Annotated in this window: 21 protein-coding genes; 8 read left to right on the forward strand and 13 right to left on the reverse strand. The window is 72.6% G+C overall.

Going from position 1 to position 23,379, the window contains the following annotated elements; all coding sequences use genetic code 11:
- Nucleotides 1–166: 166 nt before the first annotated feature.
- Nucleotides 167–3,001, forward strand: coding sequence for a leucine--tRNA ligase (gene leuS / locus AB0F58_RS11320; RefSeq protein WP_357141361.1), 2,835 nt, complete (start codon nucleotides 167–169; stop codon nucleotides 2,999–3,001).
- Nucleotides 3,002–3,114: 113 nt separating this feature from the next.
- Here the strand turns inward: leuS and AB0F58_RS11325 are convergent, their stop codons facing one another.
- From AB0F58_RS11325 to AB0F58_RS11360, 8 genes are all read right to left on the reverse strand, one after another.
- Complete coding sequence (locus AB0F58_RS11325) at nucleotides 3,115–3,672, reverse strand: gluconokinase (protein WP_357141363.1); 558 nt, start codon at nucleotides 3,670–3,672, stop codon at nucleotides 3,115–3,117.
- Nucleotides 3,662–4,891 (reverse strand): D-mannonate dehydratase ManD, encoded by a 1,230-nt coding sequence (manD, locus tag AB0F58_RS11330; protein ID WP_357141366.1) that lies wholly within the window; start codon nucleotides 4,889–4,891, stop codon nucleotides 3,662–3,664. The genes AB0F58_RS11325 and manD overlap by 11 nt, the downstream gene beginning before the upstream one ends.
- A gap of 54 nt (nucleotides 4,892–4,945) precedes the next feature.
- A complete protein-coding gene (locus AB0F58_RS11335) occupies nucleotides 4,946–5,899 on the reverse strand; it encodes a sugar kinase (protein ID WP_357141368.1) in 954 nt (317 codons plus the stop codon).
- Complete coding sequence (locus tag AB0F58_RS11340; RefSeq protein ID WP_357141370.1) at nucleotides 5,896–6,534, reverse strand: bifunctional 4-hydroxy-2-oxoglutarate aldolase/2-dehydro-3-deoxy-phosphogluconate aldolase; 639 nt, start codon at nucleotides 6,532–6,534, stop codon at nucleotides 5,896–5,898. Before AB0F58_RS11340 ends, AB0F58_RS11335 begins: the two co-directional genes overlap by 4 nt.
- A 4-nt stretch (nucleotides 6,535–6,538) precedes the next feature.
- Nucleotides 6,539–7,687 (reverse strand): galactonate dehydratase, encoded by a 1,149-nt coding sequence (dgoD, locus tag AB0F58_RS11345; RefSeq protein WP_357141373.1) that lies wholly within the window; start codon nucleotides 7,685–7,687, stop codon nucleotides 6,539–6,541.
- Between the two features lie 7 nt (nucleotides 7,688–7,694).
- Complete coding sequence (locus AB0F58_RS11350) at nucleotides 7,695–8,510, reverse strand: carbohydrate ABC transporter permease (protein ID WP_357141376.1); 816 nt, start codon at nucleotides 8,508–8,510, stop codon at nucleotides 7,695–7,697.
- Nucleotides 8,507–9,457 (reverse strand): sugar ABC transporter permease, encoded by a 951-nt coding sequence (locus tag AB0F58_RS11355; protein ID WP_357141379.1) that lies wholly within the window; start codon nucleotides 9,455–9,457, stop codon nucleotides 8,507–8,509. Before AB0F58_RS11355 ends, AB0F58_RS11350 begins: the two co-directional genes overlap by 4 nt.
- A gap of 78 nt (nucleotides 9,458–9,535) precedes the next feature.
- Entirely contained in the window at nucleotides 9,536–10,822 is a 1,287-nt protein-coding gene (locus AB0F58_RS11360) for a sugar ABC transporter substrate-binding protein (protein WP_357141382.1), read from the reverse strand.
- 166 nt (nucleotides 10,823–10,988) lie between these two features.
- Here AB0F58_RS11360 and AB0F58_RS11365 point away from each other — a divergent pair, with 166 nt between their 5' ends.
- Nucleotides 10,989–11,750, forward strand: a complete 762-nt coding sequence (locus AB0F58_RS11365; RefSeq protein WP_357141384.1) for a FadR/GntR family transcriptional regulator — start codon at nucleotides 10,989–10,991, stop codon at nucleotides 11,748–11,750.
- 118 nt (nucleotides 11,751–11,868) lie between these two features.
- Here the strand turns inward: AB0F58_RS11365 and AB0F58_RS11370 are convergent, their stop codons facing one another.
- Complete coding sequence (locus tag AB0F58_RS11370) at nucleotides 11,869–12,807, reverse strand: ABC transporter permease (protein ID WP_357141386.1); 939 nt, start codon at nucleotides 12,805–12,807, stop codon at nucleotides 11,869–11,871.
- On the reverse strand, nucleotides 12,804–13,727 hold the full coding sequence (locus tag AB0F58_RS11375; RefSeq protein ID WP_357141843.1) for an ATP-binding cassette domain-containing protein: 924 nt from the start codon (nucleotides 13,725–13,727) through the stop codon (nucleotides 12,804–12,806). The genes AB0F58_RS11370 and AB0F58_RS11375 overlap by 4 nt, the downstream gene beginning before the upstream one ends.
- 123 nt (nucleotides 13,728–13,850) lie before the next feature.
- Between AB0F58_RS11375 and AB0F58_RS11380 the strand changes: the two genes are divergently transcribed.
- On the forward strand, nucleotides 13,851–15,032 hold the full coding sequence (locus tag AB0F58_RS11380) for a histidine kinase (RefSeq protein ID WP_357141389.1): 1,182 nt from the start codon (nucleotides 13,851–13,853) through the stop codon (nucleotides 15,030–15,032).
- Nucleotides 15,029–15,721: a response regulator transcription factor gene (locus AB0F58_RS11385; RefSeq protein WP_357141392.1), complete on the forward strand. Its 693-nt coding sequence runs from the start codon at nucleotides 15,029–15,031 to the stop codon at nucleotides 15,719–15,721. The genes AB0F58_RS11380 and AB0F58_RS11385 overlap by 4 nt, the downstream gene beginning before the upstream one ends.
- Here AB0F58_RS11385 and AB0F58_RS11390 read toward each other — a convergent pair.
- Genes AB0F58_RS11390 through AB0F58_RS11400 form a run of 3 tightly spaced genes read right to left on the reverse strand, consistent with a single transcriptional unit; the run spans nucleotide 15,705 to nucleotide 18,350 of the window.
- On the reverse strand, nucleotides 15,705–16,397 hold the full coding sequence (locus tag AB0F58_RS11390) for a VTT domain-containing protein (RefSeq protein ID WP_357141394.1): 693 nt from the start codon (nucleotides 16,395–16,397) through the stop codon (nucleotides 15,705–15,707). The two genes, AB0F58_RS11385 and AB0F58_RS11390, sit on opposite strands and share 17 nt — an antisense overlap.
- A complete protein-coding gene (locus AB0F58_RS11395; RefSeq protein WP_357141397.1) occupies nucleotides 16,394–17,113 on the reverse strand; it encodes a glutamine amidotransferase in 720 nt (239 codons plus the stop codon). The genes AB0F58_RS11390 and AB0F58_RS11395 overlap by 4 nt, the downstream gene beginning before the upstream one ends.
- Nucleotides 17,103–18,350 carry a MurT ligase domain-containing protein gene (locus tag AB0F58_RS11400; protein ID WP_357141845.1) on the reverse strand — a complete coding sequence of 416 codons (1,248 nt, stop codon included), beginning with the start codon at nucleotides 18,348–18,350 and terminating at the stop codon, nucleotides 17,103–17,105. The genes AB0F58_RS11395 and AB0F58_RS11400 overlap by 11 nt, the downstream gene beginning before the upstream one ends.
- Before the next feature lie 419 nt (nucleotides 18,351–18,769).
- Here AB0F58_RS11400 and mraZ point away from each other — a divergent pair, with 419 nt between their 5' ends.
- From mraZ to AB0F58_RS11420, 4 genes are all read left to right on the forward strand, one after another.
- Nucleotides 18,770–19,201 (forward strand): division/cell wall cluster transcriptional repressor MraZ, encoded by a 432-nt coding sequence (gene mraZ, locus AB0F58_RS11405; protein ID WP_357141399.1) that lies wholly within the window; start codon nucleotides 18,770–18,772, stop codon nucleotides 19,199–19,201.
- Nucleotides 19,202–19,408: 207 nt separating this feature from the next.
- Nucleotides 19,409–20,521 (forward strand): 16S rRNA (cytosine(1402)-N(4))-methyltransferase RsmH, encoded by a 1,113-nt coding sequence (gene rsmH / locus AB0F58_RS11410; protein ID WP_357141848.1) that lies wholly within the window; start codon nucleotides 19,409–19,411, stop codon nucleotides 20,519–20,521.
- Entirely contained in the window at nucleotides 20,518–21,126 is a 609-nt protein-coding gene (locus AB0F58_RS11415) for a hypothetical protein (protein ID WP_357141402.1), read from the forward strand. Before rsmH ends, AB0F58_RS11415 begins: the two co-directional genes overlap by 4 nt.
- 3 nt (nucleotides 21,127–21,129) lie before the next feature.
- Nucleotides 21,130–23,376: a penicillin-binding protein 2 gene (locus AB0F58_RS11420; RefSeq protein ID WP_357141404.1), complete on the forward strand. Its 2,247-nt coding sequence runs from the start codon at nucleotides 21,130–21,132 to the stop codon at nucleotides 23,374–23,376.
- Nucleotides 23,377–23,379: the final 3 nt, after the last annotated feature.

Genomic DNA, 23,379 nt, shown 5'->3' on the forward strand with positions numbered 1-23,379 from the left:
GGGTACACTGCCGGGCATGGCCGGTTTCCAGCTGCTCCTTACCGGGCCGTGCTGATGCGCTGAACGCGCGACAGCACGGCGGCCCCTCCTGCGTGAGGGGCTTTTTTGTGCCCCGAGCAGACCACGGCGAAGGCCCCGGCGGCCACGAGCGAAGCGAGGACACGCGATGACTGAGGCAGCCGCGAGCGACATCCCCCCGTTCCGGTACACGGCGGCGCTGGCCGGTGAGATCGAACAGCGCTGGCAGGACACCTGGGAACGGGACGGGACGTTCCACGCCCCGAACCCGACCGGCCCGCTGGCCGACCCCGGACATCCCCGGGCCGGCGCGGAGAAGCTCTACGTGCTGGACATGTTCCCCTACCCGTCCGGCGCGGGCCTGCACGTCGGGCATCCGCTGGGCTACATCGGCACCGACTGCTACGCCCGCTATCAGCGGATGGCCGGGCGCAACGTGCTGCACGCGATGGGCTTCGACGCGTTCGGCCTGCCCGCCGAGCAGTACGCGGTGCAGACCGGCACCCACCCGCGTACCACCACCGAGGCGAACATCGAGCGGTACCGGGCACAGCTGCGCCGGCTGGGCCTGGCCCACGACGACCGGCGTTCGGTGGCCACCATCGAGACCGGGTTCTACCGCTGGACCCAGTGGATCTTCCTGCAGGTCTTCAACTCCTGGTACGACACCGGGGCGCGCCGGGCCCGCCCGATCGACGACCTGGTCGCCGAGTTCGCCGCCGGTACCCGGCCGACCCCGGACGGCCGCCCCTGGGCCGAGCTGACCCCGGTCGAGCAGCGCAGGGTCGTCGACGATCACCGGCTGGCGTACGTCTCGCAGGCCCCGGTCAACTGGTGCCCGGGGCTGGGCACCGTGCTGGCCAACGAGGAGGTCACCGCCGACGGCCGCTCGGAGCGGGGCAACTTCCCGGTCTTCAAGCGCAACCTGAAGCAGTGGATGATGCGGATCACCGCGTACGCCGACCGGCTGGTCGACGACCTGGACGCGCTGGACTGGCCCGAGCCGATCAAGCTGATGCAGCGCAACTGGATCGGCCGCTCCACGGGCGCGCACATCGACTTCCCCACCCCGGCCGCCCCGGTGCGGGTCTTCACCACCCGCCCCGACACCGTCTTCGGCGCCACCTACATGGTGCTGGCCCCCGAGCACGAGCTGGTCGACGCGCTGGCGTCGGACGCCTGGCCGGAGGGGACGAAGGAGGCCTGGACCGGCGGGCACGCCGGCCCGCGCGCGGCGGTCGAGGCGTACCGGAAGGCGGCGGCGGCCCGCACCGACGTGGAGCGGCAGGCCGAGACGAAGGAGAAGACCGGCGTCTTCGTCGGCGCGTACGCCACCAACCCGGTCACCGGCGGGCAGATCCCGATCTTCATCGCCGACTACGTGCTGGCCGGCTACGGCACCGGCGCGATCATGGCGGTGCCGGCGCAGGACGAGCGGGACTGGGCCTTCGCCGAGGCGTTCGACCTGCCGATCGTCCGGACCGTGCAGCCGCCGGAGGGCTTCGACGGCACCGCGTACACCGGGGACGGGCCGGCGATCAACAGCGCCGCCCCGGACCGCGGCCTGGACCTGGACGGCCTGGCGGTCGCCGACGCCAAGGCCCGCATCGTCGAATGGCTGGAGGCGAACGGGCACGGCACCGGAGCGGTCACCTACCGGCTGCGCGACTGGCTGTTCAGCCGGCAGCGCTACTGGGGCGAGCCCTTCCCGATCGTCTACGACGAGCACGGTGCCGCCGTCGCGCTGCCCGAGTCGATGCTGCCGGTCGAACTGCCCGAGGTGGACGACTTCGCCCCGAAGACGTTCGCGCCGGACGACGCCGCCTCGAACCCGGAGACCCCGCTGTCGCGCCGCCGCGACTGGGTCGAGGTCGAGCTGGACCTGGGTGACGGGCCGAAGCGGTACACCCGGGAGACCAACGTGATGCCGCAGTGGGCCGGCTCCTGCTGGTACGAGCTGCGCTACGTGGACCCGACCAACACCGGACGGTTCGTCGACGCGGAGAACGAGCGGTACTGGATGGGGCCGCGCGGCGAGGGCGACTGCGGGGGCACCGACCTGTACGTGGGCGGTCAGGAGCACGCCGTGCTGCACCTGCTGTACGCCCGCTTCTGGCACAAGGTGCTGTACGACCTGGGCCACGTCTCGTCGTTCGAGCCGTTCCGCAAGCTGTTCAACCAGGGCATGATCCAGGCGTACGCCTACACCGACGACCGGGGCGTGTACGTCCCCGCCGAGGAGGTCGTCGAGGTCGACGGCCGGTACGTCCACGGCGAGGCGGAGGTGCGCCGGGAGTACGGCAAGATGGGCAAGTCGCTGCGGAACGTGGTCACCCCCGACGAGATGTGCGCGGCGTACGGCGCGGACACCTTCCGGGTGTACGAGATGTCGATGGGCCCGCTGGAGGTGTCCCGCCCCTGGGAGACCCGGGCGGTGGTCGGCTCGTACCGGTTCCTGCAACGGGTCTGGCGGACCGTGGTCGACGAGTCCACCGGTGCGCTGCGCATCACCGACGACCCGGCCGACGAGGCCACCCGCCGGCTGCTGCACAAGGTGATCGACGGGGTCCGCGCCGACATGGAGGGGATCCGGTTCAACACCGCGATCGCCAAGCTGATCGAGCTGACGAACGGGCTGACCCGGCTGGCCGCCACGCCGCGTGAGGTCGCCGAGCCGCTGGTGCTGATGCTGGCCCCGTTCGCCCCGCACGTCGCCGAGGAGCTGTGGCAGCGGCTGGGTCACCCCGGTTCGCTGGCGTACGCCGACTTCCCGACCGCCGACCCGGCCCTGCTGGTCGCCGAGACGGTCACCTACCCGGTGCAGGTCAACGGCAAGGTCCGGGGCCGGGTCGAGGTGCCCGCGGACGCGTCCGAGGAGGCGGTCCGGGCAGCGGCCCTGGAGGCGGTGGCCGCCGCGCTGGCCGGCAAGGAGCCCCGCAAGGTCATCGTCGTCAAGGGCCGGATGGTGAGCGTGGTCGCCTGACGGAGGTGCGGGAGGGGCGGCCGATCGCGGTGTCGGCCCCTTCCCGTCCGGCGGAACCGGTCGGCGCGGCCGGTGCGGTGGCCCGGCCGTGCGGCGGCACGACCGGGCCACGGCTACCCGTCGACGGCGACGGTGGTCGACAGGCCGAGCCCGGCGAGCGCCGCCGAGACGAGTTCGTGCGGGGTCAGCGACACGTCGAGCACCAGCACCGACTCGTCCGGATGGTGCCTTTCCAAAGTGGCCAGTTGGGACTCCAGCAGGCTCGTTGGCATGTAGTGCCCGGCCCGCCGGGACATCCGCTCCCGGATCACCTCGGCCGGCCCGTCGAGGTGGACGAACTCGACGTTCGGCGACCCCTGGCGGAGCACGTCGCGGTAGGACCGCTTCAGCGCCGAGCAGGCCAGCACGGTCGACACGCCGGCGGCGGACCGGTCGGCCATCCACCCGGCCAGGTCACGCAGCCAGGGCAGCCGCGCGGCGTCGTCGAGCGGCAAGCCGGCCCGCATCCGGGCCACGTTGGTCGGCGGGTGGAACTCGTCCGCCTCGGCGAAGACGAGCCCGGCGCGGGCGGCGATGCCCCGGGCCACGGTCGTCTTGCCGGCCCCGGACACCCCCATCACGACCACGTGCCGGGTCCGGGGCGGGCCGCCCGGACGACTGTCACCAGTCATGGACCGTCCCGTCCTGGAGCCGGTTGAACGGCAGGTAGGCCGGCACGTACGGGAACGTCGCGGCGGCGGCCTCGTCGATCTCCACCCCGATGCCGGGCTGCTCACCCGGGTGCAGGTAGCCGTCGGTGAAGCTGAACGACTGCCGGAACACCTCGTTGGTGAGCGGCCCGTGCTGCATGTACTCCTGGATGCCGAAGTTGTGGATGGCGAGGTCCAGGTGCAGCGCGGCGGCCATGCCGACCGGTGAGATGTCGGTCGGGCCGTGGATACCGGACTTGATCTGGTACTGGGCGGCGAAGTCGAGCAGCTTGCGCATGGCCGTGATGCCACCGGTGTGGGTGACGGCGGATCGGACGTAGTCGATCAGTTGCTCGCGGATGAGGGTCTGGTAGTCCCACACCGTGTTGAAGACCTCGCCGATGGCCAGCGGTGTGGTGGTGTGCTGCCGGACCAGCCGCAGCGCCTCCTGGTTCTCCGCCGGGGTGCAGTCCTCCAACCAGAACAGGTCGTACGGTTCGAGGGCCTTGCCCAGCTTCGCGGCCTGGATCGGGGTCATCCGGTGGTGGCCGTCGTGCAGCAGCGGCAGTTCCGGGCCGAACTCGTTGCGGACCGCCTCGAACACGCCGGGCAGGTGGCGCATGTACGAGCGGGTGTCCCAGTCCTCCTCGGCGGGCAGCGGGGTGCGTTGGGCCGGCTCGTAGTCGTACCGCGTGCCACCGGTGCTGGGCTGCGAGGCGACCCCGTACACGGCGTTGATGCCGGGCACGGAGGTCTGGACGCGGATCGACCGGAAGCCGAGTTCGAGGTGTCGACGGATCGAGTCGAACAGCTCCGGCAGGTCCCGTCCGGAGGCGTGCCCGTAGGCCATGATGCCGCTCCGGGACGCCCCGCCCAGCAGTTGGTACAGCGGCATGCCGGCGGCCTTGGCCTTGATGTCCCACAGGGCCACGTCCACCGCGGCGATGGCCGCCATGGTGACCGGCCCGCGCCGCCAGTAGGCCGAGCGGTACAGGAACTGCCAGGTGTCCTCGACGCGGTGCGGGTCGCGGCCGATCAGCAGCGGGGCGACGTGGTCCTTCAGGTACGAGGCGACGGAGAGTTCCCGTCCGTTGAGGGTGCCGTCGCCCAGACCGGTGACGCCGTCGTCAGTGGTGATCTTCAGGGTGACGAAGTTGCGGTCGGGGCTGGAGACGATGACGTCAGCTGCGACGATCTTCACGGGATGCCTTTCTTCCTGAGGGGTGCGCGGGCGGCTGAGGGGTGCCACGGGCGGCTAACGGATGACGTTTCCCGTCTCGTGGTCGTCGAGAAGGAAGAGTTCGGCGCGGCGCGGCAGCCCTTCCCAGTCACCCGGGCTGGAGACCGCGAAGGCGCCGAGGGTGGCCGCGCGGCGCAGGCGACCGGCCAGGTCGAGCCCGTCGAACCAGCCGGACAGGTAGCCGGCGGTGAACGCGTCCCCAGCGCCGACGGGGTCGACGGCGGTCACGGTCAGCGCCCCGGCGTGCCGGACTCCGTCCGGGGTGTACGCGCGGGCACCGTCGGCGCCGAGCTTGACCAGAACGGTGTGCACGCCCCGCCGGAACAGCCCCGCCACGACGGTGGACTCGTCGGCCCCCGGCTCACCGAGGAGGTCCAGCTCGTCGGCGGAGGCGACGACGATCGAGGCGTGGCCCACCAGCGGGGTGAGCACCTCGCGGGCCGTGTCGCGGGACCAGAGCCGGGCGCGGTAGTTGACGTCGAGGCAGACCGGGATGCCCGCCCCGGCGGCGGCCCCGGCCGCCCAGCGGGTGGCCGCGCGGGCGGTGTCGGACAACGCCGGGGTGACCCCGGTCAGGTGCAGGACCCGCGCTCCGGCGGCCAGCGGCGCCCGCAGGTCGTCGACGCACAGCGCGGACCCGGCCGATCCGGCCCGGTGGTACTGCACCCGGGTCAGGTCGGCGGTGCGCCGCTCCAGGACCATCAGGCCGGTCGGCCGGTCGGGGTCCCGGGTCACTCCGTCGACACCGACGCCCTCGGCGCGCAACTGCCGCAGCACGTACTCGCCGAACTCGTCGGCGCCCACCCGCCCGACCCAGGCGGCCCGGTGGCCGAGCCGGGCCACCCCCACCGCCACGTTGGACTCCGCGCCGGCCAGGTGCGTGGTCAGCGACCCCCCGGCGGCGAGCGGTCCGGCCGAGCGCAGCGACACCAGGGCCTCGCCGAGGGTGAGCAGGTCCGGCGCGCTCACGACCCGCTCGATTCCCGCACCGCGGCGAGGTAGGTGCGCGCCCGCGTCCGCAGGGCGGCCAGGTCGCCGCCGGAGGCGGCGTCCCCGACCAACGGTCCGCCGACACCGACCGCGATCGCGCCGGCACCGAGGTAGCCGGACACGTCGTCCAGACCGACGCCGCCGACCGCGACGAACGGGATGTCCGGGAACGGGTCGCGCACCGCCCGGAGGTACGCCGGGCCCCCGACCGACGCCGGGAACAGCTTGACCACCGACGCCCCCAACCGCATCGCGGTGTACGCCTCGGTCGGGGTGAGTGCCCCGGCGGCGACCGGGAGTCCCCGCCGGGCCGCCTCGGCGATCGACTCGACCACGGCCGGCGTCACCACGAACTGCGCGCCCGCGGCGGCCACGTCGGCCACGTCGGCGGCGGTGAGCACGGTGCCCGCGCCGACCAGGGACCCGGCGGGAGCGACCGCGCGCAGCGCCTCGACGGCCCGCGCCGCGTCCGGGGTGGTGAGGGCCACCTCGACCACGCGTACGCCCTCCGCCAGCAGGGCGGTGCCCGCCGCGATCGCGCCGGCGGTGTCGGTGCCCCGGATCACCGCGAGGATCCGGGCGGCGGTGAGTTCGGCGGCCAGGTTGACGGTCATGTGATCACCATTCCGCGTAGGAGCCGTCGAGGTGCCGCCACGTGGGGCTGCGCCACGCGTGCCCGCGCTTGTCCGCCGCCCGTACGGCGTGCTCGTCGATCTCGATGCCGAGGCCGGGTGCGGTGAGCCGCTCGACGTACCCGTCGACGAACCTCAGCGGGGTCTTGTCGAGGCAGTAGTCGAGCACCTCGGCACCGAGGTTGTAGTGGATGCCGATGCTCTGTTCCTGGATCAGGTAGTTGGGCGTGGCGAAGCCGACCTGGAGGCAGGCGGCCAGCGCGATCGGCCCGAGCGGGCAGTGCGGGGCGAGCTGTGCGTCGTACACCTCGGCCAGCGCGGCGATCTTGCGGACCTCGGTGATGCCACCGGCGTGCGAGAGGTCCGGCTGGGCGACCGCGATGCCGGCCTGGAGCACCGGCAGGAACTCCTGCCGGCTGTAGAGCCGCTCACCCGTCGACACCGGCGTGGTCGTGGAGCGGACGAACTCGCCGATCAGGTGCGAGTTCTCCGGCACCACCGGTTCCTCCAGGAAGAACGGCCGGTACGGGTCGAGCAGTGGGGCGACCCGGCGGGCGGTGGCGAGGGTGAACCGGCCGTGGAAGTCGACCGCGACGTCCCGCTCGTCGCCGAGCACCTCGCGGGCGGCGGCCACCCGCCGGACCACGCCGTCGAGTTCGGCGACGGACGCGAGCGCGCTCATCCGGCCGGACGCGTTCATCTTCACCGCGGTCAGGCCCGACTCGACCGCGGCGCTGATCTGGTCGCGTACCTCACCGGGCTCGTCGCCGCCGACCCAGCCGTAGACCCGGATCCGGTCCCGGACCGGGCCGCCGAGCAGCTGGTGCACCGGTGCCCCGTACCGCTTCCCGGCGATGTCCCACAGCGCCTGGTCGAGCCCGGACACGGCGCTGGCCAGGATCGGCCCGCCCCGGTAGAACGAGCCCTTGGTCATGACCTGCCAGTGGTCCTCGATGCGCAGCGCGTCCCGGCCGACCAGCAGCTCGCTGAGCTGCTCGACGGCGGTGCGGACGGTCTCGGACCGTCCCTCGCAGGTCGCCTCGCCCCAGCCGACGATGCCGGAGGACGTCTCGACCCGGACGAACAGCCACCGCGGTGCGACCAGGAAGGTCTCCACCCGTGCGATCCTCGTCATGGTGTCCTCAGCCCTTCGTGGCGCCGGCGGTGAGGCCGGAGACGACGTACTTCTGCACGAACAGGGCGATCAGCATGATCGGCAGGGTGACCACGGTGGCCGCCGCCATCAGGCCGCCCCAGTCGATGCTGGCGTAGCCGACGAAGTCGAAGATCGCCACCGGGAGCGTCTTGGTGTCGGCACCGGAGAGCACGAGGGCGAACATGAAGTTGTTCCAGGAGAAGATGAAGGACAGGATGCCCGCGGTGGCGATGCCGGGCACCGACAGCGGCAGGGTGATCCGCCGGAACGCGCCGATGTGGGTCAGCCCGTCGACGAGCGCCGCCTCCTCGAGTTCGGTCGGCAGGCCGTCGAAGTAGCCCATCATGATGTAGACGATCAACGGCAGCGACACGAACATGTGACTGAGGACCAGCACGGTGAACCCGCCGACCATCTGCAGGTTCGAGAAGACGTAGTACCAGGGGACCAGCAGCGAGACGCCGGGGATGACCCGCGCCATCAGCACGACGAGCGCGGACTTCTTCATGTTGAACCGGCTCATCGAGTACGCGGCGGGCACCCCGAGCAGGAGCGAGAGCACGGTGGCGGCGAACGCCACCCAGAGGCTGTTGCCGATGAACTGGACGTAGTTCGCCTGCTGGAGCACGTTGCTGTAGTTGTCCAGCGTCGGGGAGAAGACGAACGCCTTGTCGGTGTCGTAGATGTCGACGTTCGTCTTGAGCGACGCGGCGATCATCCAGATCAGCGGCGCGATCAGCGACAGCACCACGAGGGTCAGAGCCGTCGTCCGGAAGATCCTGTACGGCCTGCGCAGCTTCATCGGTCCAGCCCCTTCTTGCGGTAGGTCAGGGCCCACATCACCCCGATGATGATCAGGAAGAAGATGATGAGGACTGTCGATGAGACGCCGTACTCGTTGTAGTCGAAGCTCAGCCCGTAGGCGTACACGTTGAGGGTCTCGACCTCGTGGAAGGACCCGCCGCCGCGTCCCTTGGTGGCGTAGAGGATGTCGAAGGTCTTCAGCGCGTCGATGCCGCGCAGCAGGATCGCGACGATCACGGTGGGCATCAGCAACGGCAGGGTGACGTGCCGGAACCGCTGCCAGGTGCTCGCGCCGTCGATGAGCGCGGCCTCCTGCGGCTCGTCGGAGAGCGACGTCAGGCCGGCGAGCAGGATCAGCACCACCATCGGGGTCCACTGCCAGATGTCGATGAACATCGTCGTCGGCAGGGCTGAGCTCTGACCGGCCAGCCACGGCTGGGGGCCGATCCCGACCCAGCCGAGCACCTGGTTCGCCATCCCGATGTTGGGATCGAAGATCAGCCGCCACATCATGCCGACCGCGACCGGGGTGGCCACCAGCGGCAGGAGGATCGCGACCCGGACCCACTTCTCGCCGCGGAACGGTCGCCACAGCAGCAGGGCGATCGCCATGCCGAGCACGACCTCGAAGAGGAGGACGACCCCGGTGAAGGCGACCGTGCGCCACACCGCGGGCCAGAACCGGTCGGTGTCGCCGAGGACGTCGAGGTAGTTCTGGAAGCCGATGAACTCGGACTCTGCGCGTACGGAACCCTCGGCGTCGGTCAGGCTGAGGTATCCGGTCCACGCCACCGGGAAGACGATCAGAACGGCGACGAACGCCATGGCGGGTGCCGCGAAGAGCCACTTGCGGTGCTCGTTGGCCCAGCGCGACCAGGCCGACGTCTCCGGGGACGCCGGACGGCTCTCGGGCGATCTGGTGACTTTCGTGGTGACGGCTGACATGGGGGTCTCCGGGGGGTCAGGGCCAGGACCCGATGCGCAGCCGGCGGAGCCGATCGGCCCCGCCGGCCGCGCACCGGTCTACTTCGCCTCGTCGTCGAGGAACTTCTGGAACGCCTCGTTGGCCGCGTCCGCCGACGTGGCCGCGTCCTTGCCGGTGATCGCGTCGACGATCGGCTGGCCGACGATCTCCCGCGCCTGGGCGACCTTCACCACCAGCGGACGGTCGTGCCCGATGCCGTTGGCGGTGCTGACCGTGGTGGCCTCGGCGAGGTCCTTCGGGTAGGTCGCGGCACCCTCCGGGTTCGCCCACACCGAGGTGCGGGCGCTGGGGACGCCGGCCTTCTGCTGCGCCAGCGCCTGCTCCTTGCCGGCCGCCCACTGGATGAACTTCCAGGCGTTGTCCTGGTTCTTGGAGGCGTCGTTGACGCCGAGCGCCCAGGAGGGGATGTTGTACGGCTTGGAGCCGGCCGGGCCGGCCGGGAAGGCAGCGAACCCGACGGTGTCGGAGACCTTCGACTTGGCCGGGTCGGTGGCGTTCTTGTAGAGCGAGTTGGCCTCGGTGTAGAACGCCGCCTTGCCCTGGGTGAAGATCGCCATCGCCTCGGACCAGCTCATGTCGGTGCTGATGTTCTCCGGGCCGTGCTCCCGCAGCAGGCCGCCGTAGTAGGCGTACGCCTGCTTGGCCTGCTCGGTGTTGACCGAGGCCTTGCCGTTGGCGTCGACGAAGTCACCGCCGAAGCTGAAGAGGAAGCTGGAGAACTGCGTCACGGCGGCTGCCTTGCCGGTGCGGGACACGAAGCCCGCCACTCCCGGGTTGTCCGCCTCGACCTTCGCCGCCTGCGCCTTGAGCTCGTCCAGCGTCTTCGGCGGGGCGGTGAAGCCCGACTTCTCCAGCAGGTCCTTGCGGTAGTAGAGGACCTCCTGCTCGGTGATGATCGGTACGCCGACCACCTTGTCGTCATGCGTGGTGGCCTGCACCGGTCCGGCCTGGAAGTCGCCGAACTCGAAGCCGCTGTCCGACTTCGACTTCTCGGTCAGGTCGGCGAGGTACTTGTTCGTGGCGAACAGCTTCCCCTCCTGCAGCGGCCGGTACATCATCACGTCGAGGTCGCTGGACCCGGCGTTCAGCTTGACGTTGTACTGGTCGGAGAGCTGGTCCTCGCCGAGCTGGGTGACCTCCACCTTCAGGCCCGACTGCTTCTCGAACTCCGGCAGGGCGTTCTTGATGTTCTCGGTCCAGACGTGGTTCACCAGCGTCACGCGCACCGTGTTCGACGCTGCGGCGTCGTCTCCGCCGCCGCAGGCGGTCAGGCCGAGGGTGACGGCCACCGCCAGGGAAGTCCCGATAACTGATCGACGTCTCACGTCCAGCTCTCCTTACGCCGTGGCCGTTGCCGGGGCCGCATGCCGGGGGACGTGTCCGTCATCTCAACGGTCGCCACCAGGCGTTTAACGTCCGCTTAACAGCGCGATGCTAGGCCGAAAAAGCAGATTTATTCAAGAGGTGGGCTCAACTGATATGCTCCGCCCCGTGGAACAGTCCTCCCCAGGGGTTGCAGTCGCCCTCGTCGCCCCGGTCGAGGCTGGTCTGCACGCCCAGGTCCTCGACCACCTCGGCACGACCATCTGTGGTGGCGAACTGCGGCCCGGGATGGTCCTCAACATCGACGACCTGGTCGACCGGTACGCCGTGTCCCGATCGGTCGTCCGCGAGGTGCTGCGGGTGCTCGCCTCGATCGGGTTCATCGAGACCCGTCGCCGCGTCGGGATCATGATCCGGCCGAGGGACGCCTGGAATGTCTTCGACCCGCAGGTGATCCGCTGGCGGCTCGCCTCGTCCGGCCGCATTGCCCAGCTCCGGTCGATCACCGAGCTGCGCACCGCCGTCGAGCCGCACGCCGCCCTGCTCGCCGCCGAACGGGTCGGTCACGACGAGGCGAGCGACCTCGTCGGGCTCGCGGCCAAGATGTGGGCCGCCGGCAAGGCCGGGGACGAGGCGCGCTTCCTCGAACTGGACATCGATTTCCACCGGCGGGTCCTGGTGGCCTCCGGCAACGAGATGTTCGTCCGGCTGCAGGACCTGGTCGCGGAGGTGCTGACCGGCCGGCACCAGCACCACCTCATGCCGCACCATCCGCACGAGCAGGCCCTCCAGTTGCACGCGGAGGTGGCGCAGGCGATCCAGCGACGCGACGGCGAACGTGCCCGCAGGGCCATGGTGCAGCTCATGGAGCAGGCCTTCGGCGAGATGAGTTCGATCTGGGGGCAGACCGGCGAGCCCGGAGGCCACTGACCGCCGCAGCGCCACCCCGGCCACCACCCCGGCACGGCTCCGTCCTCGTCGACCGAGGTGACGTGCGGCCGCACCGGGGCGTGGGCGATTCGCCGGCCGTCGTCCTGACCCCGGTCGGTCAGGGTTCGCGTCGGCGGACGACCAGCACCGTGACCAGGGTGGCCAGCACCGCCCAGCCGGCGTACGTGGTCCACGCGCCGCCGACCGAGGCCCGGTGCGCGACGTCCACCCAGGGCGGCGGCTCGGCGGGTTGGAGCAGGCGGTCCCAGGCGGGCACCGGCATGGCGTGCCGGATCAGGGCGGTCCAGCGTTCGTCCTCGTCGATCGCGGTCGGCAGCAGGAGCAGGACCGTCGCGGCGGTGACGATCGCGGGCGCGGTGTGGCGCACCAGCGCACCGAGCCCGGCGCCGATGAGGGTGCAGAGCGGCACCAGCAGCGCGGACGCGACGATCGCCCGCAGTGCGCCCGGCTCACCGACGGACATGCCACCCTTTCCGGCCAGAATGGCCTGGGAGATCCCGAAGGCGGTCGCCGAACCGACCAGCCCCAGGAGCGTGGTGGCGGCGGTCAGCACGACGAGCTTCGCCGCGGCCACGGATCCACGGGCCGGGACGGCCGCGAAGGTGGCCCGGAACAGGCCGGAGGCGTACTCGCCGCCGATCGCGACCGCGCCGACGCTGCTCGCGGCGAGCACCACGAAGAGCTGCGCCTCCTGGGGGAACGCGTCCCACAGCGGGTTCAGCAGGTTCCGGCGGTCGGCCGGCCAGTCCGCCCACTGACGACGGCTGTCGAGGCTGGCGTGCACGGCGAGACCGACCGTGGTGAGCAGGATCAGCCCGAGGGCACCCCAGGTCGAGCGGAGCGACCAGAGCTTGATCCACTCGGCGGCGACCAGGTCCCGGAAGCGGGCCGGCGGCCCGATCGTCGCCGTCGGGCGACGGGTGCCGTCGCTGCCCCGGCCCGCGTCGGTCCCGGCCCGGACGGCGTCGCCGCCGGACCGGCCCGCCTGGGTGTCGGCGTGGCCGGTGCCGGTCTGCCGGCGGTCGGCGGTGGTCATCGGGCCACCTCCCCGGCGCGGTGCTCGACGCTGGCCGCGGTCAGCCGCATGAACGCCTGTTCCAGCGAGGGCGTACGGGTCACCAGCTCGTGCACCGGGATCCGGTGGGCGGCGGCAAGGTCGCCGATCCGGGCCGCGCTCAGGCCGGTCACCGTGACCGTCCCGTCGTCCTCGGCCCGTACCGCGCCACCCTCGGCGGTCAGCCGGGCGGTGAGCGCGCTCTCCTGCGGGGTACGGACGGAGACGGTGCCCCGGCCGCTGCCGGCGGCGAACTCGGCGACGGTCTGGTCGGCGAGGAGCCGTCCCCGGCCGATGACGACGAGCCGGTCGACGCAGTGCTCCATCTCGCTCATCAGGTGGCTGGAGACGAAGACCGTCCGCCCCTGGCGGGCGAGGTCCCGGAACAGACCCCGCACCCAGCGCACCCCCTCCGGGTCCAGGCCGTTGAACGGTTCGTCGAAGAGCACGACCGGCGGGTCACCGAGGAGCGCGGCGGCGATGCCGAGCCGTTGCCGCATGCCGAGCGAGAACCCGCCCACCCGTCGTCGGGCCACTCCGGCGAGACCCACCTCGCGCAGGGTCGCGTCGACCCGGGAGCGGGGGAGGCCGTTGCTGCGGGCCAATGCCCGCAGGTGCGCCTCGGCGCTGCGTCCACCCTGCACGTCGGCGGCGTCGAGGAGGGCGCCGACGTGGCGCAGCCCGCGCGGCCGGTCCCGGAACCGGACGCCGTCCACCGTGACGGTGCCGCTGGTCGGTGCGGTGAGACCGAGGATCATGCGGAGCGTGGTGGACTTGCCGGCCCCGTTGGGACCGAGGAACCCGGTCACGTGACCGGGGCGCACGGTGAGGGACAGGTCGTGGACGGCCGTCGTGCGGCCGTACCGTCTGGTCAGCGAGGTCAGTTGGATCACGTGGTCCAGGCTGTCCGGCCGCCCCCGTCCGGTCGTCCGGCCGGCGGCCACAACCGGGCGCGGGCGGTACGCCCCGGGGCGTACGCCCACGGGCCGATGCCCGGCCGGCCGGTCCTGGCTACCGTGGGCGGCATGCATGCCGCCGTGCCGCCGCGCCGTGTTCCGGCCGTCCTGTCGTCGGTGCTGCCGTGGGTCGGCGTCGCCGCGCAGCCCGTCGTGGTACTGCACGCCCCGACGGTCGGGACCGGCGGCGGATTCGGCTTCGGTGCCTGGTGGATTCCGCTGGCGTACCTGCTGCCGGCCCTGGTGGTCGCCCTCCCGATGGGGCTGTTGCCGCGCCGCCCCCTGGTGGCCCTCGGGCTGATGCTCACCGGCGCGACCATGGTCACCGCGACGGTCAACTCCGCCGACGGCAGCTACCTCTCCGACATCTGGTATCTCCAGTTCCTCGCGGTGGACGTGACGCTCGGGGTGGTCGCCGCGAACCGGTCCCGCCGGCTCGCCCTGCCGGCCACCGCGCTGGTGCTCGTGGTGCAGGTCGTCGCGGCCTTCATCGACCCCGGCGCGGACGACCCGGTGAACCGGGCCGTCCTCTCGGTGCTGGCGGTCGCCACCGCCGCGACCGTGGGCGGTTCGGTGCGGGCCCGCCGCCGGTACGCCGCCGCGCTGCGGTCGCACGCCGCCGCCGAGGCGGTCACCGCCGAGCGGTTGCGCATCGCCCGCGAGCTGCACGACATGGTGGCCCACAGCATCGGGGTGATCGCCATCCAGGCCGGGGTGGGCGCCCGGGTCATCGACACCCAGCCGGCGCAGGCCCGGGCGGCGCTGCGGATCATCGAGGCCACCAGCCGGGACACCCTCGCCGGGCTGCGCCGTACCCTCGGCGCGCTGCGGCGCCCGGAGTCCGCGCCGACGCTGGACCCGACGCCCGGCCTGGCCGACCTGGACCGGCTGGTCACCGCCGGGGCGGACGCCGGGGTCCGGGTCGAGCTGCGCCGGGTCGGGCCGGCCGAGCCGGTTCCGGACGACATCGGTCTCGCCGTGTTCCGCATCGTCCAGGAGGCGGTCACCAACGTGGTACGGCACGCCGGCACCGACACCTGCCGGGTGCTGGTCGAGCAGCACCGCGACGGGCTGGGCGTGGAAGTGGTGGACGACGGCCGGGGTGGGCCGGTCGGCGGCGAGGGGCACGGCATCGTCGGCATGCGGGAACGGGTCGCGCTGCTGGGCGGCCGGTTCACCGCGGCGCCCCGCCCGGAGGGCGGTTTCCGGGTCGCCGTACGGCTGCCCCTGCCGGCGGCGGTGACCCGGTGAGCGCGGCGGGGGAGAGCGCCGCCGTCGTGTCCGGTCGGATCCGGGTGCTGCTCGTCGACGACCAGCCGCTGGTCCGCGCCGGACTGCGGGTGCTGATCACGGACGCGCCCGACATCGAGGTCGTCGGCGAGGCGGGCACCGGCGCGGACGCCGTCCGGGTGGCCCGTGACGTGCGACCGGACGTGGTGCTGATGGACCTGCGGATGCCGGGCATGGACGGGATCCGGGCCACCCGGGAGATCACCGCGTCGGGCGGGCCGAGCCGGGTTCTCGTCCTCACCACCTTCGACGACGACGACCACGTGCACGCCGCGCTGCGGGCCGGGGCGAGCGGCTTCCTGGTCAAGGACATGGCCCTCGACGACATCCTGCACGCCGTCCGGGTGGTGGCCGCCGGGGACGCCCTGCTCGCGCCGGGCGTCACCCGCCGGCTGGTCGCCGAGTTCGCCCGCCGGGCCGCGCCGGCCGCCCGGCCCCGCTGCCTGGACGGGGTGACCGGGCGGGAACGGGAGGTGCTGACGCTGGTCGGGCGGGGCCTGAGCAACGGCGAGATCGCCGCCGAACTGACGATCAGCGTGGCCACCGCGAAGGCCCACGTCGGACGCCTGCTCACCAAGCTCGACGCCCGGGACCGCGTGCACCTGGTCATCGCCGCCTACGACGCCGGACTGGTCACCCCGGCGGGCTGAGGTCGGCGCGGCGGCGGCGTTCCGCCCGCCACCAGCTGTGGCCGAGCACGACGGTGGCGACCAGGCCGAGTCCGGCGGGGGCGACGGTCAGCCAGTTCACCTCGTCGGGGGTGCTGACCGCCGCGCCGAGTGCCGCGTAGCCGAAGGCGGTGGGCGCCGAGGCGAGCACGCTGCCGAGCAGGAACGGCAGCAGCCGCGCGCCGGTGGTGCCGTAGCCGTAGCTGACCAGCCCGAACCCGGAGATGGGCAGCAGCCGTACGGTCATCACCCCGAGCACGCTCTGCCGGGCGAACCAGTGGTCCAACCGGGCGAGCCGACCCCGGACCCGTTCGGCGACGAACTCCCGGCCGAGGACCCGGCCGACCGCGAACCCGAGCGCCGCCGCGAGCAGCGCGGCGGTGAGGGCGTACGCGGCTCCCTCGAGGGCACCGAAGAGCGCCCCCGAGGCCAGCGTGACGAAGGTGCGGGGCACCAGCGCGACCAGCAGCAACGCGCCGCCGACGATGGCGGCTGCCGGGGCGGCGCGGCCGAGGCGGTCGGCGTGCGCCGGCAGGTCGGCCAGCTCCGGCCGGGGCACCAGCACCAGCAGCAGCGCGAGAACCCCCAGCAGGAGCAGCAGGGACGCGAAACGGACGGCCGACCGCTGCGCGAGCAGCCGCCGGACCGTCGGGATCACGGCCGGGCGGCGGCCACCGCGGCCTGGCGCTCGGCGCGCAGCCGGTCGGGCCAGGTGTCGTTCAGCGGGGGGAGCTGGTGCGCCCCGGTGGCCCACTTCAGCAGCAGGTCGGCCAGGGCCGGGTTGCGGGCCAGCGCCGGGCCGTGGGAGTAGGTGCCGAGCAGCTTGCCGCGCCAGGCGCCCTCGGTCTGGCTGTCGTTGCCCACCCCGGCGGTGACCCGGGCCAGCGGCGCGACCCCCGGCCCCAGGTGGGTACGGCCGCCGTGGTTCTCGAACCCGCTCAGCGGGGGCAGGCCCAGCCGGGGGTCGATCTCCCCGGCGAGTTCGCCGACGGCCCGCGACGGACCCCGGTCGGACTGGAGGTCGAGCAGGCCCAGGCCCTGACAGCGGGTGCCCTTGGCGAAGAACGAGGTGCCGAGCAGTTGGTAGCCGGCGCAGACGCCGAAGACCACCGAACCCTGGGCGACCGCGCGGTGCAGGCCGCCGTCGGCGAGCAACCGCTGCGCGCCGAGCGCCTGCGGCCCGTCCTCGCCGCCGCCGATGAGGTAGATGTCGGCGCCGGTGGGCAGCCGCTGGTCCGAGCGGACCTCCAGCACCTCGACCGGCATGCCGCGCTGCTGCGCCCGGCGGGCCAGGATCAGCACGTTGCCCCGGTCCCCGTAGGTGGAGAGCAGGTCGGGGTAGATCCAGACGATGCGCAGGCTCTCAGTTGACACGGTCCAACTCCGCTCGGATGTCCTGGAACGCGGTGTAATTGGCGATGACCTCCAGCCGGCCCGGCGGGACACTGCGGACCGCCTCGCCGAACGACCGGACGTGCTGGAACGGCACGTCGTTGACGTCGAGGCGGACGGCCAGGTCGTAGGCCCGGTCGCCGGTGATCAGCACCTGCCGGCCGCGCAGCGGGGCGAAGTCGACGTCGAACAGCCAGGAGGTGTCCAGGCCGTCCGGGTCCCGAGCGTTGATCGAGAGCAGTGTCGGGGCGTGGTCGGCCATGTCGAAGGCCTCCAGCCAGCTCGCCGGGTTCTTCGCCAACAGCAGCCGGATGTTGCGTCCGTCCCGGTCGACCTGCGCGTACCGGCCGGCGATCGAGGTGACCCCGCCGAGCCGGGAGACCGCGTCGACCGGGCGGACGCCGAACTCGGCGGCGACGGCGAGCGCGGTGGCCGCGTTGCCGAGGTTGACCCGGCCGGGGAGCTGGAGGACGACCTTGTGCCACGCGCCGGTCGGGTCGACCACGCCGTCGTCCTCGACGACCCAGTGCGGCTGGGGGCGGCGCAGCGAGCAGCCGGTGCACCACCACTGCTCGCCGGAGCGCTGGATGGACGAGCCGCACTCGGGACAGACCCAGGAGTCGTCGTGCCACCGCTGGCCGGCGCTGAACCAGATCACGGCGGGCGGGGTGATCCGGTGGTCGTGGCTGGCCGGTGGGGTGGCCGCCCAGACCACCATCGGGTCGTCGGCGTTGGCCACCACGCGCAGCTCCGGGTGGCGGACCAGCGCGGCCCGCCAGAGCTGCGCCATCATGGCCACCTCCTTGGCCCGGTCGAGCTGGTCGCGGGAGAGGTTGAGCAGAGCCACCACGTGCGGCTCGGTCGCCTCCATGACCTGCGCCAGGTAGTGCTCGTCCACCTCGAGCACCGCGTACGGGGTGCTGCCGGCCTTGGCCAGCGCGGAGGTGTGGCCGGTGGGCATGTTCGCCCCGAAGGAGTTGGTGGCGACGGTGCCCAGCACGCCGACCGCCGCAGTGGTGAGTCGGGTGGTGGTCGTCTTGCCGTTGGTGCCGGAGATCAGGGCGATCGCCCGGCCCGTCGAGAGGTGGGCCAGCAGGTCCGGGTCGATCTTGAGGCCGATCCAGCCGCCGATCACCGAACCGTCCCCGCGGCCCGCAGCCCGCGACAGTGCCGCAGCCGTACGCGACACGGAGCTGGCCACCTTTGCCCGCAGGGGCATCTTCGCGTCCGTCACGCGAGCGAGGTTACCGGACCGGTCGCTCCGTCAGATCGCCGCCGACGGCGAACCGTTCGGGCGGGGGGCTCCACCCGCCGGGGTGACCGGTCGGCCGGGCGGACGCGCGGTGCGCGCCGGCCGGGGGCGGCCGGCGCGCCAGCCGGGTGGATCTTGCTCAACCGGATGGAGTCGATCTATGTCGGAAAACGGACGTCGGTGCGGGGAGTGTTCGGCCCTCCACGTCGCTCCACCGCCTCTGACGTGCGGTTTTGTCTTTCGGCGCGGCGCGCCGACAGGTCGTTTCCGGTTGCAGGTGGAGGGAAGTGGAGTAGAGTGGAGCGCAATGGTGAGGCCGGGAGGGCCCACCGGCCCGGGGGGTCAGCGGCGCCGCGAACGCCGTCGAAGGGCGAGGGGGTTGGGCCGTGTTCCTCGGCACCCACACTCCGCGCCTGGACGACAAAGGCCGGTTGATTCTCCCGGCGAGGTTCCGGGACGGACTGGCGGGGGGTGTCGTGATCACCAAAGGGCAGGAACGCTGTCTCTACGTCTTCCCGACACCCGAGTTCCAGCGCATCGCCGACCAGTTGCGTCAGCAGCCGATGACACACAAGGCCGCGCGGGCGTACAGCCGGGTCTTCTTCGCCAGTGCCCACGACGAGGTTCCCGACAAGCAGGGCCGGGTCACCGTCCCCGCCCACCTGCGTGCCTACGCCGACCTCGACCGCGACCTCGCGGTGATCGGCGCACACACCCGGGTGGAGATCTGGGACCGGGTCGCCTGGGAAACCTACCTCGCGGAGAGCGAGGAGGGGTTCTCCGACATCTCCGAGGGGGTGTTGCCCGGCGGTCTGTAGGGCGTGACGACGCCCGACGTACTGCGAGATCTCCAGCCGCTTCGCGTTCCTGGCACCCCTTCCCCGGTGCCAGGGGCACGATCCGGTCTCCTCGAGCCGCGGTCGGGGAGCGGGCGGGAGCGGATGGGGATCTGGCGGTACGACGGGGTGTCGTGACGACGACGCAGACAACACGAGAGAGAAGGTCCGGTACCAGTGGGGGTCGACATGGGGGAGCTACGCGGCACGCACGTGCCGGTACTGCTCGAGCGGTGTCTCGAGCTACTGGCCCCCGCGCTGGACCGGCCGGGACCGACGGTCCACGTCGACGCCACGCTGGGTCTGGCCGGACACGCCGAGGCGGTACTCCAGGCACACCCCCGGACCACCCTCGTCGGTCTGGACCGGGACACCGAGGCCCTGGCGCACGCCCGGGCCCGGCTGGCCCGGTTCGCCGACCGGATCCACCTGGTGCACGCCGTCTACGACGAGCTGCCCGAGGTGCTCGACCGGCTGGGTGTCCCGGCCGTCGACGGGATCCTCTTCGACCTCGGGGTCTCCTCGCTGCAACTGGACGAACCCGACCGAGGGTTCGCCTACGCGCGGGACGCCCCGCTGGACATGCGGATGGACCAGACCCGGGGGACCACCGCGGAGGAGGTGGTCAACACCTACTCCCATCCGGACCTGGCCCGGGTGCTGCGGACCTACGGCGAGGAGCGCTTCGCCGGTCGGATCGCCTCGGCGGTCATCCGGGAACGGGAGCGGGCGCGGATCACCTCGACGGCCCGGCTGGCGGAACTGGTCCAGGACGCCATCCCGGCACCGGCCCGACGAACGGGCGGTCACCCGGCAAAGAGAACGTTTCAGGCTTTACGGATCGAGGTAAACAGGGAACTGGCGGCGCTGGAGACGGCGCTGCCGGCCGCGCTCGACACGCTGACCGTGGGTGGCCGCATGGTGGTCCTGTCCTACCACTCGTTGGAGGACCGGCTCACCAAGGCGGCGCTCGCCGAGCGGACCCGACGTCAGGGTCCGGTCGACCTCCCGGTCGAACTGCCCGGCACCGGCCCGACGTTCCGGCTGCTCAGCCGGGGCGCCGAGCTGCCCGGGGAGACGGAGGTCACGGCGAACCCACGGGCGACGTCGGTGCGGTTGCGTGCCGCGGAAAGGATCGACCCCGACGCGGAACGGTCCGGCGGTGCCGAACGCGAACGGTACCGCCGGCGGGTCAGGGCGATGCACCAGGGGGTGGGGTCGACCACGGGTTCCACGATGGACCTGCGGCCGGCCTCGGACGGCGGCACGACGACGGACGACGAAAAGGGGGAGGGATCATGAACGTCAACAAGCGCGACCGCCGGGACCTTCCCGGCGCGGGGCAGCGTACACCGCGGTCGGGGGGCCGGACCGCGGCGGAGCGGACCGCGTCGGTGGGGACTGGCGTGACCGGACCGGACCGCGCTCGGCGGCAGGGGGAGGCCCGCGCCCGGGGGACGCGCGAGTTCCCCACCCAGGGTAGTGCCGCGCTGAAGCCGGCGCCGCGCAGTGCCGGTGCTGACCGGCCCACCGCGCCCCGCCTGCGGGTCGCGCCGCCGCCGCCGGTCTCCGTGCCGCGGGCGCCCTTCGTCGCGATGGTCCTGGTCCTGGTGGTCGGTGGGGTGCTCGGCATCCTGCTGGTCAACACCAAGATCAACGAGAACGCCTTCCGGCTGGAGAAGCTCCAGCAGCAGCAGGCCAAGCTCGACGTCGACCAGCAGCAGCTGGAGAAGCGGATCGCCGAGTCGGAGGCGCCGGGCAACCTGACCGCCAACGCCCGCAAGCTGGGTCTGGTCGAGTCGGACGAGCCGGCGTTCATCCAGCTGCCGGACGGCCGGATGATCGGCGTGCCCCGCCCGGCGGGCGGCCAGCCGGCCATCACGAGCCAGCAGGCCACGGGAGACTGACCCGTGGCCCCGAGACCAGAGGAACCGCGCCGGGACGCCACAGGCTCCCGGCGCGGTTCGTCACGTGCCGCCGGTAACCGGGGTGGCGAACCGCGTGAACCGGGCGTCGGCGGGATCTCCGACGCACGGTCGTACACGCCTCGGGGTCGTACGGTCCGGGAGAGCCACGACGAGCGCGCCGGAACCGGGCGGGGGACCGGCCGGGACGCCCGCGTCGCCCGCCAGCCGGGTCTGTCCGGCCGCAGCGAGCGCGAGGAACGCACCGCCGCCGCCCGCCGCACCCCGCGCTCCGGCGACCCGTTCCGCCCGGCCCTCCAGGTGCTCGACGGGGGACGGACCGGAGCCGGACGCACCGGTCGCCGGGCCGCGCCGGCCGCCCGGACCACCGTGATCCGCACCGTCGACCCGGCCAGCGCCCGGGGCCCGGCGGACGACGAACCGCCACCGCCACGCCGACGGAGCCCCCGACCGGCGACCGGCGCGCGCCGACCGGCCCGCAAGCCGCGCCGTCCGCCGCTGCTCGCCGACCCGCGCCGCCGGCTGCGGCTCGGCACCGTCCTCACCCTCGCTCTCTTCGCCGTCATCGGCATCCGCCTGGTCGCGTTGCAGGCCGTGGACGCCCCCGCGTACGCCGGCGGCGGCGTCGAGGACCGCCTGCGTAAAGTGGACCTGCCCGCCCCGCGTGGGGCGATCTACGACCGGGACGGCAACCCGCTCGCGCACAGTGTGGAGGCCCGGTACGTCTTCGCCGACCCGACCCGGGTCGAGGACGTCCCGGCCGCCGCCGAGGCGCTCTCCCCGCTGCTCGGCATCCCCGTCTCCGAACTGACCGAGCGGATGACCCCGCGTACCCGCGCCGACGGCATCCGGTCCGAGTTCGAGTACCTCGCCCGGGGCGTCGACATCGAGGTCGCCAAGGAGATCCTGGCCCTGGAACTGCCCGGTATCGGCGCGCACCGCGACGAGCGCCGCGACGTGCCCGGCGGTGACCTGGCCGCGAACCTGATCGGCTTCACCAGCCCGGACATGGTCGGCCTGGAGGGTCTGGAGGCCCGGTACGACGACCTGCTCGACGGCGAGGACGGCAAGCGGGTCTTCGAGATCGGCAACGGCGACCTGAAGGCGCCGATCCCCGGTGGGTACCGCGAGACCACCGAGGCGAAGCCGGGCAGCTCCATCAGGCTCACCGTCGACCGGGACCTCCAGTACCGCACGCAGGAGATCTTCAGCGACCAGATGGCCAAGGTCAACGGCAGCACCGGCGCGGTGGTAATCATGGAGATCCCGACCGGCGAGATCCTCACCCAGGCCAGCCACCCCACCTACAACGCCGCCGCGCCGCGCGGGAGCAAGCCCACCGACCGGGAGGACGCCGCCACCAGCTTCGTGGTCGACCCCGGCTCGGTGCACAAGGCGATCACCTTCGGCGCGGCGCTCCAGGAGGGCGTGATCACGGCCGACACGGCCTTCCCGGTGGAGAACGTCATCGTGAAGGGGGACACCCCCTTCCGGGACACCCACCGGGCGAACGGCCAGCGGATGAGCGTGGCCGGGATGATGGCCTACTCCTCGAACGTCGGCACCATCAAGATCGCCGACCAGCTCGGCAAGGAGAAGCTGTACGAGTACCAGCAGCGCTTCGGCCTGGGCAAGCCGACCGGGGTGGGCATGCCGGGTGAGGCGTCCGGCCGGCTGCTGCCGCCGGCGGAGTGGAGCGACTCGTCGCGGGGATCGGTGCCGATCGGGCACAGCGTGGACGCCACCCCGTTGCAGATGGCCGCCGCGTACGGGGCGATCGCCAACAACGGCACCTGGGTCCAGCCGCGCCTGATCAAGGAGACCATCGACCCCGACGGCAAGCGCACCCCGACCAAGCCGCCGGTCACCCGCTCGGTGCTCAGCCCGGAGAACGCGAAGGCGCTGCGCACCATCCTGGAGGCGGTGACCACCGTCGAGGACGCCACCGGGGTGACCGCCGCCATCCCCGGCTACCGGGTCGCCGGCAAGACCGGCACCGGCTGGCGGCTGGTCGACGGGAAGAAGCAGCCCGGCGAGGTCGCCTCGTTCATCGGGATGGCCCCGGCGGAGAACCCGCGCTACGTGATCGCCGTCTTCGCGCACACCCCGGGTGGGGGCGGGGGCGCGATCGCCGGCCCCGCCTTCCGCGACATCATGGGCTTCACCCTGCGTCACTACAAGGTGCCCCCGACCGGCGAGAAGCGACCGGAGTTCACGGTCTATCCACGGTGAGCA

The organism is Micromonospora sp. NPDC023956, assembly GCF_040639195.1.
Classification (GTDB): Bacteria; Actinomycetota; Actinomycetes; order Mycobacteriales; family Micromonosporaceae; genus Micromonospora.

Coding starts and splice junctions, on each gene's coding strand:
- AB0F58_RS11370 (WP_357141386.1), bottom strand. CDS start 12,807: ATGACCACCGCCGACCGCCGGCAGACCGGCACCGGCCACGCCGACACC.
- AB0F58_RS11325 (WP_357141363.1), bottom strand. CDS start 3,672: ATGACTGGTGACAGTCGTCCGGGCGGCCCGCCCCGGACCCGGCACGTG.
- AB0F58_RS11340 (WP_357141370.1), bottom strand. CDS start 6,534: ATGACCGTCAACCTGGCCGCCGAACTCACCGCCGCCCGGATCCTCGCG.
- dgoD (WP_357141373.1), bottom strand. CDS start 7,687: ATGACGAGGATCGCACGGGTGGAGACCTTCCTGGTCGCACCGCGGTGG.
- rsmH (WP_357141848.1), top strand. CDS start 19,409: ATGGGGGAGCTACGCGGCACGCACGTGCCGGTACTGCTCGAGCGGTGT.
- leuS (WP_357141361.1), top strand. CDS start 167: ATGACTGAGGCAGCCGCGAGCGACATCCCCCCGTTCCGGTACACGGCG.
- AB0F58_RS11350 (WP_357141376.1), bottom strand. CDS start 8,510: ATGAAGCTGCGCAGGCCGTACAGGATCTTCCGGACGACGGCTCTGACC.
- AB0F58_RS11415 (WP_357141402.1), top strand. CDS start 20,518: ATGAACGTCAACAAGCGCGACCGCCGGGACCTTCCCGGCGCGGGGCAG.
- AB0F58_RS11355 (WP_357141379.1), bottom strand. CDS start 9,457: ATGTCAGCCGTCACCACGAAAGTCACCAGATCGCCCGAGAGCCGTCCG.
- AB0F58_RS11400 (WP_357141845.1), bottom strand. CDS start 18,350: ATGCCCCTGCGGGCAAAGGTGGCCAGCTCCGTGTCGCGTACGGCTGCG.
- AB0F58_RS11380 (WP_357141389.1), top strand. CDS start 13,851: ATGCATGCCGCCGTGCCGCCGCGCCGTGTTCCGGCCGTCCTGTCGTCG.